This window comes from Actinomadura opuntiae, assembly GCF_030283205.1.
In the GTDB taxonomy this organism is placed as follows: Bacteria; Actinomycetota; Actinomycetes; order Streptosporangiales; family Streptosporangiaceae; genus Spirillospora.
Window position 1 is genome coordinate 566599 of sequence record NZ_JASNWF010000002.1, and the last position, 14331, is coordinate 580929.

The 14331-nt window shown below is 71.3% G+C and carries 11 protein-coding genes, 1 pseudogene and 1 riboswitch; of the genes and pseudogenes, 8 read left to right on the forward strand and 4 right to left on the reverse strand.

All coding sequences use genetic code 11. From position 1 onward, the window contains the following. Positions 1-118: 118 nt before the first annotated feature. A pseudogene (locus QP089_RS06070) lies at positions 119-2625 on the forward strand (L-aspartate oxidase). Positions 2626-2639: 14 nt separating this feature from the next. Further along, positions 2640-3422 carry a type III pantothenate kinase gene (locus QP089_RS06080; RefSeq protein WP_285910312.1) on the forward strand — a complete coding sequence of 261 codons (783 nt, stop codon included), beginning with the start codon at positions 2640-2642 and terminating at the stop codon, positions 3420-3422. On the opposite strand, the gene QP089_RS06085 is transcribed toward QP089_RS06080, so the two are convergent. Beyond that, positions 3397-4620, reverse strand: coding sequence for an MFS transporter (locus QP089_RS06085; protein WP_285910313.1), 1224 nt, complete (start codon positions 4618-4620; stop codon positions 3397-3399). The two genes, QP089_RS06080 and QP089_RS06085, sit on opposite strands and share 26 nt — an antisense overlap. Positions 4621-4762: 142 nt before the next feature. On the opposite strand from QP089_RS06085, the gene QP089_RS06090 reads away from it, so the two are divergent. Both QP089_RS06090 and lysX read left to right on the forward strand, forming a co-directional pair. Next, positions 4763-5728 (forward strand): LysR family transcriptional regulator, encoded by a 966-nt coding sequence (locus QP089_RS06090; RefSeq protein ID WP_285910314.1) that lies wholly within the window; start codon positions 4763-4765, stop codon positions 5726-5728. A 32-nt stretch (positions 5729-5760) separates the two neighbouring features. After that, entirely contained in the window at positions 5761-7215 is a 1455-nt protein-coding gene (gene lysX / locus QP089_RS06095) for a bifunctional lysylphosphatidylglycerol synthetase/lysine--tRNA ligase LysX (protein WP_285910365.1), read from the forward strand. Here lysX and QP089_RS06100 read toward each other — a convergent pair. Together QP089_RS06100 and QP089_RS06105 are read right to left on the reverse strand one after the other, a co-directional pair. Then, on the reverse strand, positions 7202-8446 hold the full coding sequence (locus QP089_RS06100) for a cytochrome P450 (protein WP_285910315.1): 1245 nt from the start codon (positions 8444-8446) through the stop codon (positions 7202-7204). The two genes, lysX and QP089_RS06100, sit on opposite strands and share 14 nt — an antisense overlap. Positions 8447-8493: 47 nt before the next feature. Then, a complete protein-coding gene (locus tag QP089_RS06105) occupies positions 8494-9516 on the reverse strand; it encodes a LacI family DNA-binding transcriptional regulator (RefSeq protein ID WP_285910316.1) in 1023 nt (340 codons plus the stop codon). A 412-nt stretch (positions 9517-9928) separates the two neighbouring features. Here QP089_RS06105 and QP089_RS06110 point away from each other — a divergent pair, with 412 nt between their 5' ends. Further along, on the forward strand, positions 9929-10225 hold the full coding sequence (locus QP089_RS06110; protein WP_446474006.1) for a LuxR C-terminal-related transcriptional regulator: 297 nt from the start codon (positions 9929-9931) through the stop codon (positions 10223-10225). A gap of 385 nt (positions 10226-10610) precedes the next feature. Here QP089_RS06110 and QP089_RS06115 read toward each other — a convergent pair whose 3' ends face one another. After that, positions 10611-11588 (reverse strand): NlpC/P60 family protein, encoded by a 978-nt coding sequence (locus QP089_RS06115; RefSeq protein ID WP_285910318.1) that lies wholly within the window; start codon positions 11586-11588, stop codon positions 10611-10613. Between the two features lie 3 nt (positions 11589-11591). Continuing rightward, positions 11592-11781, reverse strand: a riboswitch (cyclic di-AMP (ydaO/yuaA leader). A gap of 223 nt (positions 11782-12004) precedes the next feature. Between QP089_RS06115 and QP089_RS06120 the strand changes: the two genes are divergently transcribed. Genes QP089_RS06120 through QP089_RS06130 form a run of 3 tightly spaced genes read left to right on the forward strand, consistent with a single transcriptional unit; the run spans position 12005 to position 14011 of the window. Continuing rightward, positions 12005-12535 carry an amino-acid N-acetyltransferase gene (locus tag QP089_RS06120; protein WP_446474007.1) on the forward strand — a complete coding sequence of 177 codons (531 nt, stop codon included), beginning with the start codon at positions 12005-12007 and terminating at the stop codon, positions 12533-12535. 5 nt (positions 12536-12540) lie between these two features. Next, positions 12541-13362 (forward strand): RDD family protein, encoded by an 822-nt coding sequence (locus QP089_RS06125; protein ID WP_285910319.1) that lies wholly within the window; start codon positions 12541-12543, stop codon positions 13360-13362. A 7-nt stretch (positions 13363-13369) separates the two neighbouring features. Then, positions 13370-14011 (forward strand): RDD family protein, encoded by a 642-nt coding sequence (locus QP089_RS06130; RefSeq protein ID WP_285910320.1) that lies wholly within the window; start codon positions 13370-13372, stop codon positions 14009-14011. Positions 14012-14331 lie beyond the last annotated feature (320 nt).

A 14331-nucleotide genomic window follows, 5' to 3' on the forward strand; every position in this document is an offset into this window, starting at 1 on the left:
CGGGCGGGGTGCGCGGTCGTCCTGCTATCTGGGGTTTTACCCCGAAATCGGGGGTCGAGCGTTCGGAGTTCCCAGGGATAATGTCACAATGACGAGAACCGATCCCCGAGGAGGGCTCATGATCCCTTCCGTTCTCGACGCCCCCGCCCCCGGCTGGACCGCCGACGCCGACGTGGTCGTCATCGGCTCCGGCATCGCCGGCCTGGTCGCGGCGCTGCGCTGCCGCCCGCACGGGCGCGTCCTGCTCGTCACCAAGGCCCTGCTCGACGCCGGCTCCACCCGCTGGGCGCAGGGCGGCATCGCCTCCGCCCTCGCCCCCGACGACACCCCCGACGACCACCTCGCCGACACCCTCACCGCCGGGGTCGGCCTCTGCGACGAGGCCGCCGTCCGCGTGCTCGTCACCGAGGGCCCGGACGCCGTCCTCGGGCTGATCGAGCTCGGCGCCGCCTTCGACCGCGCCGGAGACGGCGAGATCGCGCTGACCCGCGAGGGCGGCCACCACCGCCGCCGCATCGCCCACGCGGGCGGCGACGCGACCGGCGCCGAGATCAGCCGCGCCCTGCTCGCCGAGCTGAAGGACTCCGGCGTCGAGGTCATCGAGCACGCGCTGGTCCTCGACCTGCTGAAGGACGCCGCCGGACGCGCCGCCGGCGTGACCCTGCACGTGATGGGCGAGGGCCAGCCGCACGGCGTCGGCGCCGTCCGCGCCCGCGCCGTGGTGCTGGCCACCGGCGGCCTCGGCCAGGTGTTCTCCGCCACGACCAACCCCGAGGTGTCGACCGGCGACGGCGTCGCGCTCGCACTGCGCGCCGGCGCCGCCGTCACCGACCTGGAGTTCGTCCAGTTCCACCCGACCCCGCTGTGGCTCGGCGCGGACGCGCGGGGCCAGCAGCCGCTGATCTCCGAGGCCGTCCGCGGGGAGGGCGCCCACCTCGTCGACCACTCCGGCGAGCGGTTCATGGTCGGCCGCCACGAGCTGGCCGAGCTCGCCCCGCGCGACGTCGTCGCCAAGGGGATCATGAACCGGATGCGGGAGACCGGCGAGCCCTGCATGCTGCTGGACGGCCGGCACTTCGGCGCGGCGATGTGGGAGCGGCGGTTCCCGACCATCCTGGCCGCCTGCCGGCACCACGGCATCGACCCGGTGACCGAGCCGATCCCGGTCGTGCCCGCCGCGCACTACTCCAGCGGCGGCGTCCGCACCGACCTCTACGGGCGCACGACCGTCCCCGGCCTGTACGCCTGCGGCGAGGTCGCCTGCACCGGCGTGCACGGCGCGAACCGGCTGGCGTCCAACTCCCTGCTGGAGGGCCTGGTCTTCGCCGCCCGCATCGCCACCGCCCTCACCGACGACCTGGCCGCCGCGGACTCCGCCGGTCCCGCGGACACGCTCGTCGCGGATGCGGTGGCGACTGGGGTCGGCGGGTTGGTCGATCCGGGGGCGCGGGGGGAGATCCAGCGGATCATGACGTCGTTCGCGGGCGTCCTGCGCAGCGCCGAGGGGCTCGACGCGGCGGCGCGGGAGCTGGCCGCCCTTCCACGCGGCGGCACCGGGCCCGGGGTGGAGGCGTGGGAGGCCACGAACCTGCACACCGTCGCGTCGGCGATCGTCGCCGCCGCGCGGCTGCGCGAGGAGACGCGCGGCAGCCACTGGCGGCAGGACTTCCCGGAACGGTCCGACGGGCGCTGGCGCGGCCATCTGGTCACGCGGCTGGCGGGGAACGTCCTGACGACGGCATACGAACCTCTCGAAGGGAACGACGAGTGACACCCGAACTCTCGCAGAAGCTCAAGGACGCGGGGCTCGATCCACAGGCTGTGGAAAACCTCGTCCGCACGGCGCTGGACGAGGACGGCCCGGTCGATGTGACCAGCGAGCCGATCTTCGCACCGGAGGCGTCGTCGACCGGGGACTTCCGGGCCCGCGAAGCGGGCGTCGTCGCCGGTATCCCGGTGGCCGCGGTCGTGTTCGAGCTGCTGGACGTGGATTACGAGGCGAAGGCCGCCGACGGCGACCGGGTCGTCCCCGGCCAGGTCCTGATCTCGGTCGAGGGGCCGACCAGGGCCGTGCTCCGCGCCGAACGGACGGCACTGAACCTGCTCACCCACCTGTCCGGAATCGCGACCGCCGCCCGCCGCTGGACGGACGCGATGGAGGGCACCAAGGCGAAGGTCCGCGACACCCGCAAGACGCTGCCGGGCCTGCGCGCGCTGCAGAAGTACGCCGTGCACTGCGGCGGCGGCGTCAACCACCGCATGGGCCTGCACGACTCCGCGCTCATCAAGGACAACCACGTCGCGGCGGCCGGAAGCGTCACCAAGGCCTACGAGGCGATCCGGGCGGTGTACCCGTCGCTGCACGTCCAGGTCGAGTGCGACACCCTTGACCAGGTGGAAGAGGCGCTCGCGGTGGGCGCGAAGAGCATCCTGCTGGACAACATGACCGACGCCGAGATGGCCGAGGCGGTGCGGCTCGTCGCGGGCCGGGCGGAGCTGGAGGCCAGCGGTGGGCTTACCCTGGAGCGGGCCCGAGACGTCGCCGTGACCGGGGTGGACTACCTTGCCGTCGGTGCGCTGACGCACTCGGCGCGCGTGTTCGACATCGGCCTTGACTTCTCCTGACCAGCGGGGACCGGATGCTGCTCACCATCGACGTCGGTAACACCCATACCGTCCTCGGCCTTTTCGAGGGCGAAGAGGTGATCGAGCACTGGAGGATCAACACCGATCCGCGGCGGACCGCCGACGAGATCGCGGTGGTCCTGCAGGGATTGGTCCAGCAGAGCCCGCTGCTGGCCGAGACCGACATCAGCGGCATCGCGCTGTGCTCCACGGTCCCGTCCGTCCTGCACGAGATGCGGGAGATGTGCCGCCGCTACTACGGCGACGTGCAGGCGGTGATCGTGGAGCCCGGCGTCAAGACCGGGGTGCCCATCCGGATGGACAACCCCAAGGAGGTCGGGGCCGACCGCATCGTGAACGCGCTGGCCGCCGTGCACACCCACGGCGGCCCGGCGATCGTGGTCGACTTCGGCACCGCGACGACGTTCGACGCCGTCTCCGCCAAGGGCGAGTACGTGGGCGGCGCCATCGCGCCCGGCATCGAGATCTCGATCGACGCGCTGTCGTCGCGCGGCGCCCAGCTGCACAAGATCGAGCTGGTCCGGCCGCGCAGCGTGATCGCCAAGAACACGGTGGAGGCGCTGCAGTCCGGCATCATCTTCGGCTTCGCCGGGCAGGTGGACGGCATCGTCGAGCGGATGACGGAGGAACTGGTCGACGACCCCGACGAGGTGACCGTCATCGCGACCGGCGGCCTCGCGCCGCTGGTGCTGGAGGAGTCCCGCAGCATCGACGTGTTCGAGCCGTGGCTCACCCTGATCGGGCTCCGGCTCATCTACCAGCGGAACACTCCCTGACGTCCGGACGCGCCGTCCGGAGCGGGACGCGCGTCTGGCGGGAGACGTACACCAGGCACGCGCCCGCCAAAGCCGCCATGACGGTGAGGACTGCGCCGAGCGGGACCGCCTTCGCCAGGACGGTCAGCACCAGCGGCGCGAACATCCCGACATAGACCAGGGCATAGGCGACGGCGGTGAGGCCCGCCAGCTCGCCCGGTGCGGCGATCCGCGCGACCTCGCCGAGCCCGTAGGTCAGCACGAACCCGTACCCGGCGCCGAGCACGACCGCCGTCACCGCGTTGAGGACGGGCAGCCCGGCGGTGATGGTCAGCGCGGCGAGCAGCAGCCCGCAGGTGATCGCGCCGAGCCCGGCGGCGGCGACGAGCCGCGGATGCCGCGCCTCCAGCCGCCGCGCGAGGGGCTGTGCCGCCATGCCGGCCGCGAGGGTGAGCCCGGTGATCGCGCCCGCGTAGGCGATCGGCAGGTGGTGGACCGGGACGACCACCGGCAGCAGCGCGAACGCGCTGACGGGCGCGGCGAACGTCCAGACGGCGACCGGTGCGATCGTCCGCCGGAACGCGGGGTTGCGCACTCCGGACAGCCCGAGCCGCCGCCCGGCGCCCTCCGGGGGGCGCGGGACGCGGGTCTCCGGGACGCGGAACGCCGGCGGGACGGTCAGCAGCATGATCAGCAGGTGCGGCAGGTACGCGGTGACCAGCGGGTGCGGCGCCCACTGCGCGACGAGCGCCGACACCAGCGGCCCCGCGCCGAAGCCCGCCGAGACGGCGAGCGCGGTCATCCGCGTCCCCGACACCGGCATGAGCTCCTTCACCCACGCGGTGCCCGCGGCGAGGACGGCCCCGGTCACGACGCCGGCCAGCAGCCGGCCCGCGTACAGCAGCCACGGGGCCGCGACGCCCGCCATCAGCACCAACGTGACCAGCGCGGACATGCACGCGAACGGCAGCGCGATCCGGCGCCGCCCGTACCGGTCGGACGCCGGCCCGCCGAGGACGAGCCCGGGCACCAGCCCCAGCGCGTACACGCCGAACATGGCCTGCGCACCGCCGTCGCCGAGGTGCAGCCGGTCGGTGTAGAGCCCGAGCAGCGAGGCGAACTGGTTGGCGCCCCAGCCGACCCCGAACATGATCGAGGCGATCGGGAGCCAGCGGGCGCCACCGGACGAGGGGGATGAGGTGGACGAGGTGGTAGCCATGACCCCCTGTCTAGAAGGCTCCGTCCCGGTGGTCCCCGACGCTTCGCGAATCGTGAACGGCCCGGCGATGTGACGTCGGTAACGGGCCATAGTCGGGCGCCACCGGAGGTATAGGGCCGCATCGCGGGTTACCGTGACGAACATGGAACTGCGTGAGCTGGCCTCCTTCCTCGCGGTCGTCGAGGAAGGCCAGTTCTCGCGGGCCGCGGCACGGCTGTTCTTGTCGCCGCCCGCGGTCACCGCGCACGTCCAGCGGCTCGAACGGAAACTCGGCGTCCGGCTGCTGGAGCGGTCCCCGCTGCGGCTGACCGAGGCGGGGGAGCGGTTCGTCCCGCACGCCCGCGCCGCCCTCGCGGCCGTCGACGCCGCCGCCGGCGCGGTCGCCGACCTGCGCGGCGAGGACGACGCGGTGTTCCGCGTCGGCGTGATGGGGCACGGGTCGGCGGAACTCACCCCGGCCATCGTGCGCGCGTACCGGCGGTCCCGGCCCGCGGCGCGGCTGACGATCGTGCCGCTGGACTTCACCGAGCACGTGTCCGCGCTGGTCGAGCGGAAGGTGGACGTCGCGTTCGTGCGCCCGGCGCCCGACGACGACCGGGTCGAGGCCGACGTGCTGACCACCGAGCCGCGGATCGTCGGCGTCCCGGCGGACGGCCCGTTCGCGCAGGCCGGTGCGCTGCACCTCGCCGACGTCCTCGACCTGCCCATCGTCGCCGTGCCCGAGACCACGCCGAGCGTGTTCACCGACTACCTCTACTTCACCCCGGCGGTGAACGGCGAGCGCGGGCGGCGCGGCCCGGACGTGGCGCGCACCCCGCAGGACGTGCTGCTCAGCATCGCCGCCGGACGCGGCGTCGGGACGGGGCTGCGGTCGTTCGCCCGGTTCTATCCGTGGCCGGGCGTCCGGTACCTCCCGATCCTGGACGCGCCGTGGGACAGCAGCGTCCTGGCGACCCGCCGCGGCGACGCCGACCCGCGCGTCCGCGCGTTCCGGACGGTCGCCGCCGCCCTGGCCCGCGACCTCGGCCCGCTCGTCGCGGCCGGCCCCGCCGATCACCCCGAACTCGTTCGCGGGGCGTGCGGCGGGCTGGATAGCCTTGAGCCGTGAGTGACGAGACCCTCGATGACCTTCCGGAGCAGATGCGCGTCCGCCGGGAGAAGCTCGACCGCCTGCGCGAGGCCGGCGTCGACCCCTACCCGGTGACCTTCCCGCGCACGGCGACGATCGCCGAGATCCGGGAGAAACACCCGGACCTGGAGCCGGGCACCGAGACGGGGGAGAAGGTCGGCGTCACCGGCCGCGTCATGCTGGTCCGCAACACCGGCAAGCTGTGCTTCGCCACGATCCGGGACGGCTCGGGCGACATCCAGATCATGCTGTCGCTGGCGAAGGTCGGGCAGGAGCGGCTCGACTTCTGGAAGCGCGAGGTCGACCTCGGCGACCACGTCGGCGTCGAGGGCGAGGTGATCACCTCCAGGCGCGGCGAGCTGTCGATCATGGCGGACGGGTTCGCGATCACCTCCAAGTGCCTGCGGCCGCTGCCGGAGAAGCACGCCGGCCTCACCGACCCCGAGGCCCGGGTGCGGCAGCGCTACGTCGACCTGATCGTCAACGACGAGGCCCGGAAGATGGCGCGGATCCGCAGCGCCACCGTGCGCGCCGTCCGCGACTTCTGGCACGAGGAGGGGTACCTCGAGGTCGAGACCCCGATGCTGCAGCCGATCCACGGCGGGGCGGCGGCGCGTCCGTTCAGGACGCACATCAACGCCTACGACATGGAGCTGTACCTGCGGATCGCGATCGAGCTGTACCTCAAGCGGCTCGTCGTCGGCGGCATCGAGAAGGTCTTCGAGATCAACCGCAACTTCCGCAACGAGGGCGCCGACTCCACCCACAACCCCGAGTTCACCATGCTCGAGGCGTACGGGACGTACCTCGACTACAACGACATGGCCGACCTGACCCAGCGGATGTACCAGAAGGCGGTCGTCGCCGCCCTCGGCACGTCCGTGGTCGTGCACGACGGCGTCGAGATCGACCTCGGCCTGCCCGAGTGGCCGCGGATCACGCTGTACGGGTCGGTGTCGGAGGCGCTGGGCGAGGAGATCACCCCGCACACGCCGATCGAGACCGTCCGCAAGCTCGCCGACGCCCGCGGCATCACCTGGGACCCCAAGTGGGGGCAGGGCAAGCTCGTCCAGGAGATCTTCGAGGAGCTGATCGAGCACACCCTGGTCCAGCCGACGTTCGTCATGGACTACCCGCTGGAGACCTCGCCGCTGACCCGCCAGCACCGCGCCGAGCCGCTGCTCACCGAGAAGTGGGACCTGATCGGGTTCGGCACCGAGCTCGGCACCGCCTACTCCGAGCTGGTCGACCCGGTCGAGCAGCGCCGCCGGCTGACCGAGCAGTCGCTGCTGGCGGCGGGCGGCGACCCCGAGGCCATGCAGCTGGACGAGGACTTCCTGCGCGCGCTGGAGTACGCGATGCCGCCGACCGGCGGGATGGGCGCCGGCATCGACCGGATGATCATGGCGTTCACCGGCAAGGGCATCCGCGACACGATCCTGTTCCCGCTGGTCAAGCCCGAATAGTCACCGGCAGGTCGCGCAGCCCGCGCAACACCAGGTTGTCGCGGTACACCAGGTCGCCGTCGCCGGCCGCGAGGGCCACGTCGCGCTCGAACAGCTTCTTCAGCGCGATCTGGCCCTCCAGCCGGGCGAGCGGCGCGCCGAGGCAGAAGTGGACGCCGTGCCCGAACGCCAGGTGGCGCGGCGCGTCCCGCCCCTCCGCGTATCGCCCGAGGTCGAGACGGTCCGGGTCGGCGAACACCGACGGGTCCCGGTTGGCGGCGCCGGTCAGCAGCAGGACGAGCCGTCCCCGCTCGATCAGGGAGCCGCCGAGTTCGACGTCCTCCAGCGCGGCCCGCAGCGTCAGCTGGACGGGCGGGTCGTAGCGCAGCAGCTCCTCCACGGCCGCAGCGACGTTGCCCGGATGCTCCCGGAACGCGGCGAGCTGCTCCGGATGCCGCAGCAGCGCCAGCGCGCCGTTCCCGATCAGGTTGACGGTCGTCTCGTGGCCCGCGACGAGCAGCAGCACGCACGTCGCGAGGAGTTCCTCCTCCGACAGGACGTCGCCGCCGTCGGAGACGCCCACCAGCGCGCTCAGCAGGTCGTCGCGCGGGTCCGCGCGGCGCTCGGCGGCCAGCTCGCGGAAGTAGGCGGCGAACTCCGAGCGCGCCTCGTCCCGCAGCGCGATCTCCGCCTCGGGCAGCAGGAAGTCGGGGTCCAGGCCGCGGGCCAGGGCGTCCGACCAGCCCTTGAAGAGGTCCCGGTCGCGCGGCGGGACGCCCAGCATCTCGCTGATCACGATGACGGGCAGCGGGTACGCCAGCGCCGCGATCAGGTCGACGTCGCCGGACGCGCCGTCCAGCAGCTCGTCCACCAGCGCCTCGACCCGCGACCGCAGCCGCTCGACCAGCCGCGGTGTGAACGCCTTGCTGACGAGCCGGCGCAGCCTGGTGTGGTCGGGCGGGTCCATCGTCAGGAACGAGCGGTTCCGTTGCGGCGCCTCGCGCCACAGGCCGCCGCCCTCGGGCCGGTGCCCGAACCGCGGGTCCCGCAGCACCTGCTCGCAGAGTTCATAGGACGTGCTGACCCACAGCCCCACGGTCGTTCGCCGCAGCCTGCCGCCCGCCGCGAGCTCCCGGTAGTGCGCGTAGGGATCGGCATGGAAGGCGGTATCGGACGGGTCGAATCCGAGGATCGCCGCCGCGTCCGCGTCCTGCCGCGAGGCCCGCGCCACCTGTTCCCGCGTGTCCGTCATAGGGCAAGTCACCCGAAATTAAGACGCGATGTCAATAGTGCCAGAAGTCAGGCCGATTCGCGGACGACCAGTTCCGGAGCCAGGACCACCTGGCGGTGCTGGTGCGCCTTGCCCTCCCGGGTCTCGGCCATCGCCAGCTCCGCCGCCTCCCAGCCGAGCGCCCGGCGCGGCTGCTTGACCGTCGTCAGCGGCACAGCGGCGCTGGCCGCCAGCTCGATGTCGTCGTAGCCGACCACCGCGATGTCGGCCGGGACGCGCGCGCCGAGCCGGGTCAGCTCGTTGATCAACCCGATGGCCAGCAGGTCGTTCGCGCAGAACACCCCGTCCGGCCGCGGCGACATCTCCAGCAGCCGCCGCGCCGCCCGCCGCCCCTCGGTCGGGCTCAACGCGTCCTGGACGAGCACGGGCGGCTTGCCCAGACCGGCCTCCACGATCGTGCGGGCCGCGCCGTCGCGGCGCTCGACGCAGGGCTGCGGCTCCGGCGCGCCGCTGACGAACGCGATCCGCTCGCGGCCGATCCCGAGCAGGTGCGCCGCGGCCAGCTCCCCGCCCGCGACATGGTCGACATGCACCGCGCACGCGTCGGAGACGTCCCGGTCGATCAGCACGACGCTCAGCCCGGCGGCGCGCAGCCGCCGGATTCCGGACGGACCCAAACCGACCGGAACGATCAGCGCGCCCGCGGCGTGCTGGTCCTCGAGCAGTTCCAGCGAGCGGGCCTCCTTGGCGGCGGAATGGTCGCTGGACAGCCAGAGCGCGTCGTGGCCCGCCGCGTTCAGCGCCTCCTCCGCGCCGCGCACCACGTCCGCCGCGTACGGATTGGTGAGATCCTCGACGACGACGCCGAACGCGCGGCGCGGCTCGTCGCCGAACTCGCCCGCGGTGCGGGCGGGACCCGTCCGGAGCCGGCGCGCCGACTCGTTCCGGACGAAACCGAGCTCCTCGATCGCCGCGCGGACGCGGTCACGGGTAGCTTCGGCCACGAGATCTGGCCGGTTTAGGACATTCGAAACGGTCCCAACTGAGACCCCGGCACGCCTCGCGACCTCGCGGATACTGGTCTGTGGCAAGTCGCTCCTCGTCCGCCCCGGTTGTGTTTTCCCAGGTAGTTGGGCTTTCCTGTGTCAATCCCCGAAAACCCGGTCACGCAATGCGACCATCCGGGCACAGATAGCACTTAACCAGCGCTTGACGGGCCGGATCCGGCCGCCTAGCGTTCCGAGCCGAAGCGTAGCTTGAAACGATTCACGATCTTCGTCCGCGGCGAGATCAGGTGAGTCCAACGAGGAGGGGGACGGGTTCCTTGACGGCGATCGAGACCCGACCCTGCCAACGGGGCCAACGACTGAATCGTCACCCGGAGTTCCCCCGCACGACCCCGCAATCGGCCTTTCGGCCACCTCCGGCCAAGCTTCGTCAGACAGCAAAGGAACCGAACCGATGATCTAAGTCCGGAAGGCTCCGGACCCGGCAACCCAACGCATGCAGTTCGAGGCCCAACCCGTGCCTGTGCAGCGGAAGGCTGCATCCCCGCGGTCATCAAAACCACGGACGAGGGAGGACGGAGTGGAAACAGCCACACTCGATTTCGGGCTGAGCGACGACGAGATCAGGTTGCTCGCCCAGATCGCCAGCGGTGTCACCGCTGATGTGGCGGCACGCAAGCTGGAACTGAGCGCACGCACCTTGCGCCGGCGGTTGCGCAACATCTGCGACCGCCTGGAGGTCAACACCCCTATCGAGGCCGTGGTGTGGGCGGCCCGAAGGCAGCTCATCTAGCGCGACCCGACGACGCCCGTCAGGGGACGGCGGGCGTCACCCGGAAACCAGCCCGACCGGAAGCAAGTCCAGCGACGCGAACTCGTCCGACCCCGCAGCGGCGGCGCCGAACCCCTGACAGGTAGGTCCCTGCAGAAGCGCCGCCGCGGACGGATTCATTGCTTTGCCCTTGGCGTCAGGCGCTGGGGCGCCTTCCTTCGGCGGGCAAAGTGCGATCGCAGCATCGCTCCGGCTCGGCCCTGGGGGCCTCGCTGCGCGATCAAGTTCTCGCTTCGCTCGAACTTGGCTTCGCACGCGATCGCAACGTTGCGGTCCGTTCCGGCTTAGGTTAGAGCTCTTGTCCGTTGCGGGCCCTGCGTGGTGCGGAACTCTTCGTCCGGCGCGGTTATGCGACTCGGACTACGCCGGCTATGGGGCGGCCTTCCAGGGACGCTATGCGGACCACGTCGCCGGTGTGGGGGGCGTGGATCATCTTGCCGCCGCCGACGTACATGCCCATGTGGTGCAGGTCGGAGTAGAAGAAGATCAGGTCGCCCGGCTGCATCTGGCTCTCCGGGACGTGCGTGCCGGCGTTCCACTGGCTGCCGGTGTAGTGCGGCAGATTGATGCCGACCTGCTTGTAGGCCCACATCGTCAGGCCGGAGCAGTCGAACGTGGTCGGACCGGCCGCGCCCCACACGTACGGTCTGCCGAGCTTGCTCATCGCGTACCGCAGCGCCTCCGCGGCCTTGCCGTCGCCGACGACCGGCAGCTTCGCCAGCAGGGTCGGGTCCTTCTTGACGGCCTTGCCGCGGACCTTCTCGTAGGCGGAAGTGACCTTCTTCTTCTGATCGGTGAGCTGCGCCCTCAGCTGCTCGACCTGCTGGGCGCGCTCCTCGGCGGACTTGCGCGCGCGCTGGGCCGACTGCATCGCCTGCATGAGGCCGAGCACCTGCGTGCTGTCCTGGGTGGCGAAGTAGTTGAGCGTCGCGGCCTGGTCGAGGACGGCCTGCGGGTCCTGGGCGGAGATGAACGAGACCGTGGGGTCGGTGCCGCCCTGCATGTAGCTGGTGGCGGCCAGCGCGCCGACCTTCTCGCGCAGGCCCTCCAGCGACTTCTGCTGGCGCGTGGCGTTGGAGGCGGCGACCTTCGCCGCCCGCTGCGACTGCTGCAGCTTCACCTTCAGGCCGTTGTACTGCTCGGTGAGCTTCTCCAGCTGGTCCGAGAGCTTGAACGCCTGGTCCTTCAGTTCCTTGGCCGACGGGTCGGGATCGGCGTGCGCCGCCGGAAGCGAATGCGGCGCCACCACGTGCGGCGCGATGGAAAGGGCGGTGAGCGCGCCGGCGACCGTGAGCGCCCGGACGCGGAAACGAGCCGTCCGCACCAAATCTCCTCTCCTTGTCCGCCTACCGAGTTAGCTGACGGGTTCGGGCCGGAGCAGCCCGTCCGCTGCGCGCGCGGATCGGTCCACGCGGTAGCGGATTCACCCCAGACGGCATCGGCTCGGGGTGGTCCCCCGAACGCTCCGAAAGTGGGTCCCCGGCTCCTCGGGGCGCCGGCTGCGGCCCGTGGACTCGGCGGTCCGGCCTCCGCTTCGCGGAAGGCCGACGTCAGAGCGGGACACTAACGGAACCGCCATTGGATGCCAACCAGAACATGCGAATTCGCAGGTCGTGGCGGACGATGCGCGGGGGAAGCGCCGGTTTTGGCGGTGCTTGCGGGGCCGCCGGGATGCGCGCGGCCCGGTGGTGCGGCGCCGGTGGCCGGGAACGGGCCGGGGTTCGGTAACCTCGCCTGTTTGTGGAAGTCGTCATCAGGCGTGCTCGTACCGCCGACGTTCAGGGGATCCGCAGGCTGGTCGATCTGTACGCCGGGTCGGGGCGACGCCTGCTCAAGAAGTCGACGGTGAAGCTGTACGAGGACGTCCAGGAGTACTGGGTCGCCGAGGACATCGAGGGCGTCGGCCCGGGCGAGGGCGGTCCCGTGGTGGCCTGCGGGGCGCTCCACGTGATGTGGGAGGACCTGGCGGAGGTCCGCTCGGTCGCCGTGGACAAGGGGTACGGCGGACGCGGAATCGGGCACCGCATCGTCGCGCGGCTCCTGGAAACCGCACGGGAACTAGGCGTTCGGCGGGTTTTCTGTCTTACCTTCGAAGTGGAGTTCTTCGCGCGCCATGGCTTCCAGCAGATTCTCGGTACTCCGGTGGCGCCAGAGGTGTACGAGGAGCTCCTCCGCTCCTACGACGAAGGCGTTGCGGAGTTCCTGGACCTCGACAGGGTCAAGCCCAATACGTTGGGCAACACCCGGATGTTGCTTCGCCTGGAGGACTGACCCAGATGAGTGATTCCCGCAACCGCGGGCGGCCGCCCTACCAGCCGCCGCAGGGGCAGGGTTCGTACGGACCGCCGCCCCAGTACCAGAGTCCCCCGCAATGGCAGCAGCCCGAGCGGCATGGGCAACCGCCCGCGCAGCAGTGGCAGCAACAGCAGCAGCCTCCGTCCTATGAGCAGCAGTGGCAGAACCCGCAGCAGCCGTCGTACGACTCCTATGAGCCGGCCTACGACCAGTACGGCGGCTCCGCCGGCGGGGACATGCCGCTGGCGCCGATTGTGCGGCGTGCGGGCGCCCGGCTCATCGACAACGCGCTCGTGGCGGTCTTCGGGTTCGCGCTCGTCCTTCCCATCACGATCGGCGCGTTCGGGTTGGGCAAGCCCGGCAGCAAGACCGAGGACGAGGGCGGCATCTGGAACTGGCCCATCATCTTCACGCTGTTCGCGGTCCTGTCGGTGCTGCCGTTCATTTACGAGGCCGTACAGCTGTCCATGTGGGGCCGGACGTTCGGCAAGCGCTTCATGGGCATCGGCGTCGTCCAGGCCCGTCCCGCCGGGAACCAGCTGACGACGACACAGGCCGTGTGGCGCGCCGCCATCACCCACGTCGTCTACCAGATCGGCGTCTTCTTCTTCCTCGTGCTGGCCGTGATGGTGTGGCAGTACTTCGCTTACGGGATGGTGCTGGTGTGGGCGGGCGCCCTGATGGCCTATCTCTGGGCGATCTGGGACCAGCCGCTGCACCAGGCGCTGCACGACCGCTTCGCCGACACCCTCGTCATTGACGAGCGCGTCGGATACGACGAGTACACCGAGTACACGGAGTAGGACCGCGATGGCGACATCGCGAACGCCCGCGCAGGGGTCGGACGAGCCGTCCGGGACGGAGAACGGCCTCCCGGACGACGAGCCCATGGCGCAGGACGATCCGGCCCAGGACGCGCAAGCAGAGGACGGCGAAGGCCCGGCGCTCGCCGAGCCCGGGCAGCGCCTCCTGGCGCGCATCGTCGACACCCTGATCGTCGGCCTGCCCATCATCATCGTGGTGAAGGAGTTCGTCTCCGGCCACGAGCTCGACATCGTCGCGCCACCCGTCGTGGCGGGCTGCATGCTGCTGTACGAGGCCGTCCAGCTCGCCCTGTGGGGACGGACCCTCGGCAAGCGCTTCGCGGGGATCCAGGTCGTCCCCGACCCTTCCAGCCTTGAGGACGCCGCCACAGGCGCTGAGGAGACCGAGACCGCGTCGTCCGCTTCGGGCCTTCCGCACGCCTCTTATGGCCGTCCGAACGTCCCGCGGGCGGTTCTGAGGGCCGCGGTGTACGCGGTGCCGATCGCGCTCCGGCCCGTTCACATTGTCGGTCTTCTGGCGGGCCTGTTCTGGGTGGCGAACGCCGGGTTCATATACGAGGGGACGCGCCGCCAGGCCCTCCATGACCGGCTCGCCGGCACCGTGGTCGTAAAACGCCGCACGCCTTGATTCACCGGCGTTCCGCGTCTCTCTCCGCCATACCGGCGCGGTGCTCCGGACGCTCTCGGTGACGGCCGCTGCCCGCCCGGGCTCGTCCGCTTGTGCGCCGGGGCCGTCGGGCTTTGGCGGGGATCCCGTGTCGTTTCGGACACCGGACTTGCGGGGGCCAATGCCAGCTCGTTCCGGACACGTTCAGGTTACGGGCCCGGATTCGCGGACGATGTGTCTCGTCCCGGAAGGCGCCTCCGGTTTGGATCTGCTTCCGCTGCGGCGGGGACTCGGCCTTCATTGGGCGGTCCAGTTAGTCCGGATGGGACGCCGTCTCGCGC

Excerpts from the sequence above, each read along its gene's own strand:
- QP089_RS06080 (WP_285910312.1), top strand. The coding sequence starts at position 2,640 with ATGCTGCTCACCATCGACGTCGGTAACACCCATACCGTCCTCGGCCTT.
- QP089_RS06085 (WP_285910313.1), bottom strand. The coding sequence starts at position 4,620 with ATGGCTACCACCTCGTCCACCTCATCCCCCTCGTCCGGTGGCGCCCGC.
- QP089_RS06090 (WP_285910314.1), top strand. The coding sequence starts at position 4,763 with ATGGAACTGCGTGAGCTGGCCTCCTTCCTCGCGGTCGTCGAGGAAGGC.
- lysX (WP_285910365.1), top strand. The coding sequence starts at position 5,761 with ATGCGCGTCCGCCGGGAGAAGCTCGACCGCCTGCGCGAGGCCGGCGTC.
- QP089_RS06100 (WP_285910315.1), bottom strand. The coding sequence starts at position 8,446 with ATGACGGACACGCGGGAACAGGTGGCGCGGGCCTCGCGGCAGGACGCG.
- QP089_RS06110 (WP_446474006.1), top strand. The coding sequence starts at position 9,929 with ATGCAGTTCGAGGCCCAACCCGTGCCTGTGCAGCGGAAGGCTGCATCC.
- QP089_RS06125 (WP_285910319.1), top strand. The coding sequence starts at position 12,541 with ATGAGTGATTCCCGCAACCGCGGGCGGCCGCCCTACCAGCCGCCGCAG.
- QP089_RS06130 (WP_285910320.1), top strand. The coding sequence starts at position 13,370 with ATGGCGACATCGCGAACGCCCGCGCAGGGGTCGGACGAGCCGTCCGGG.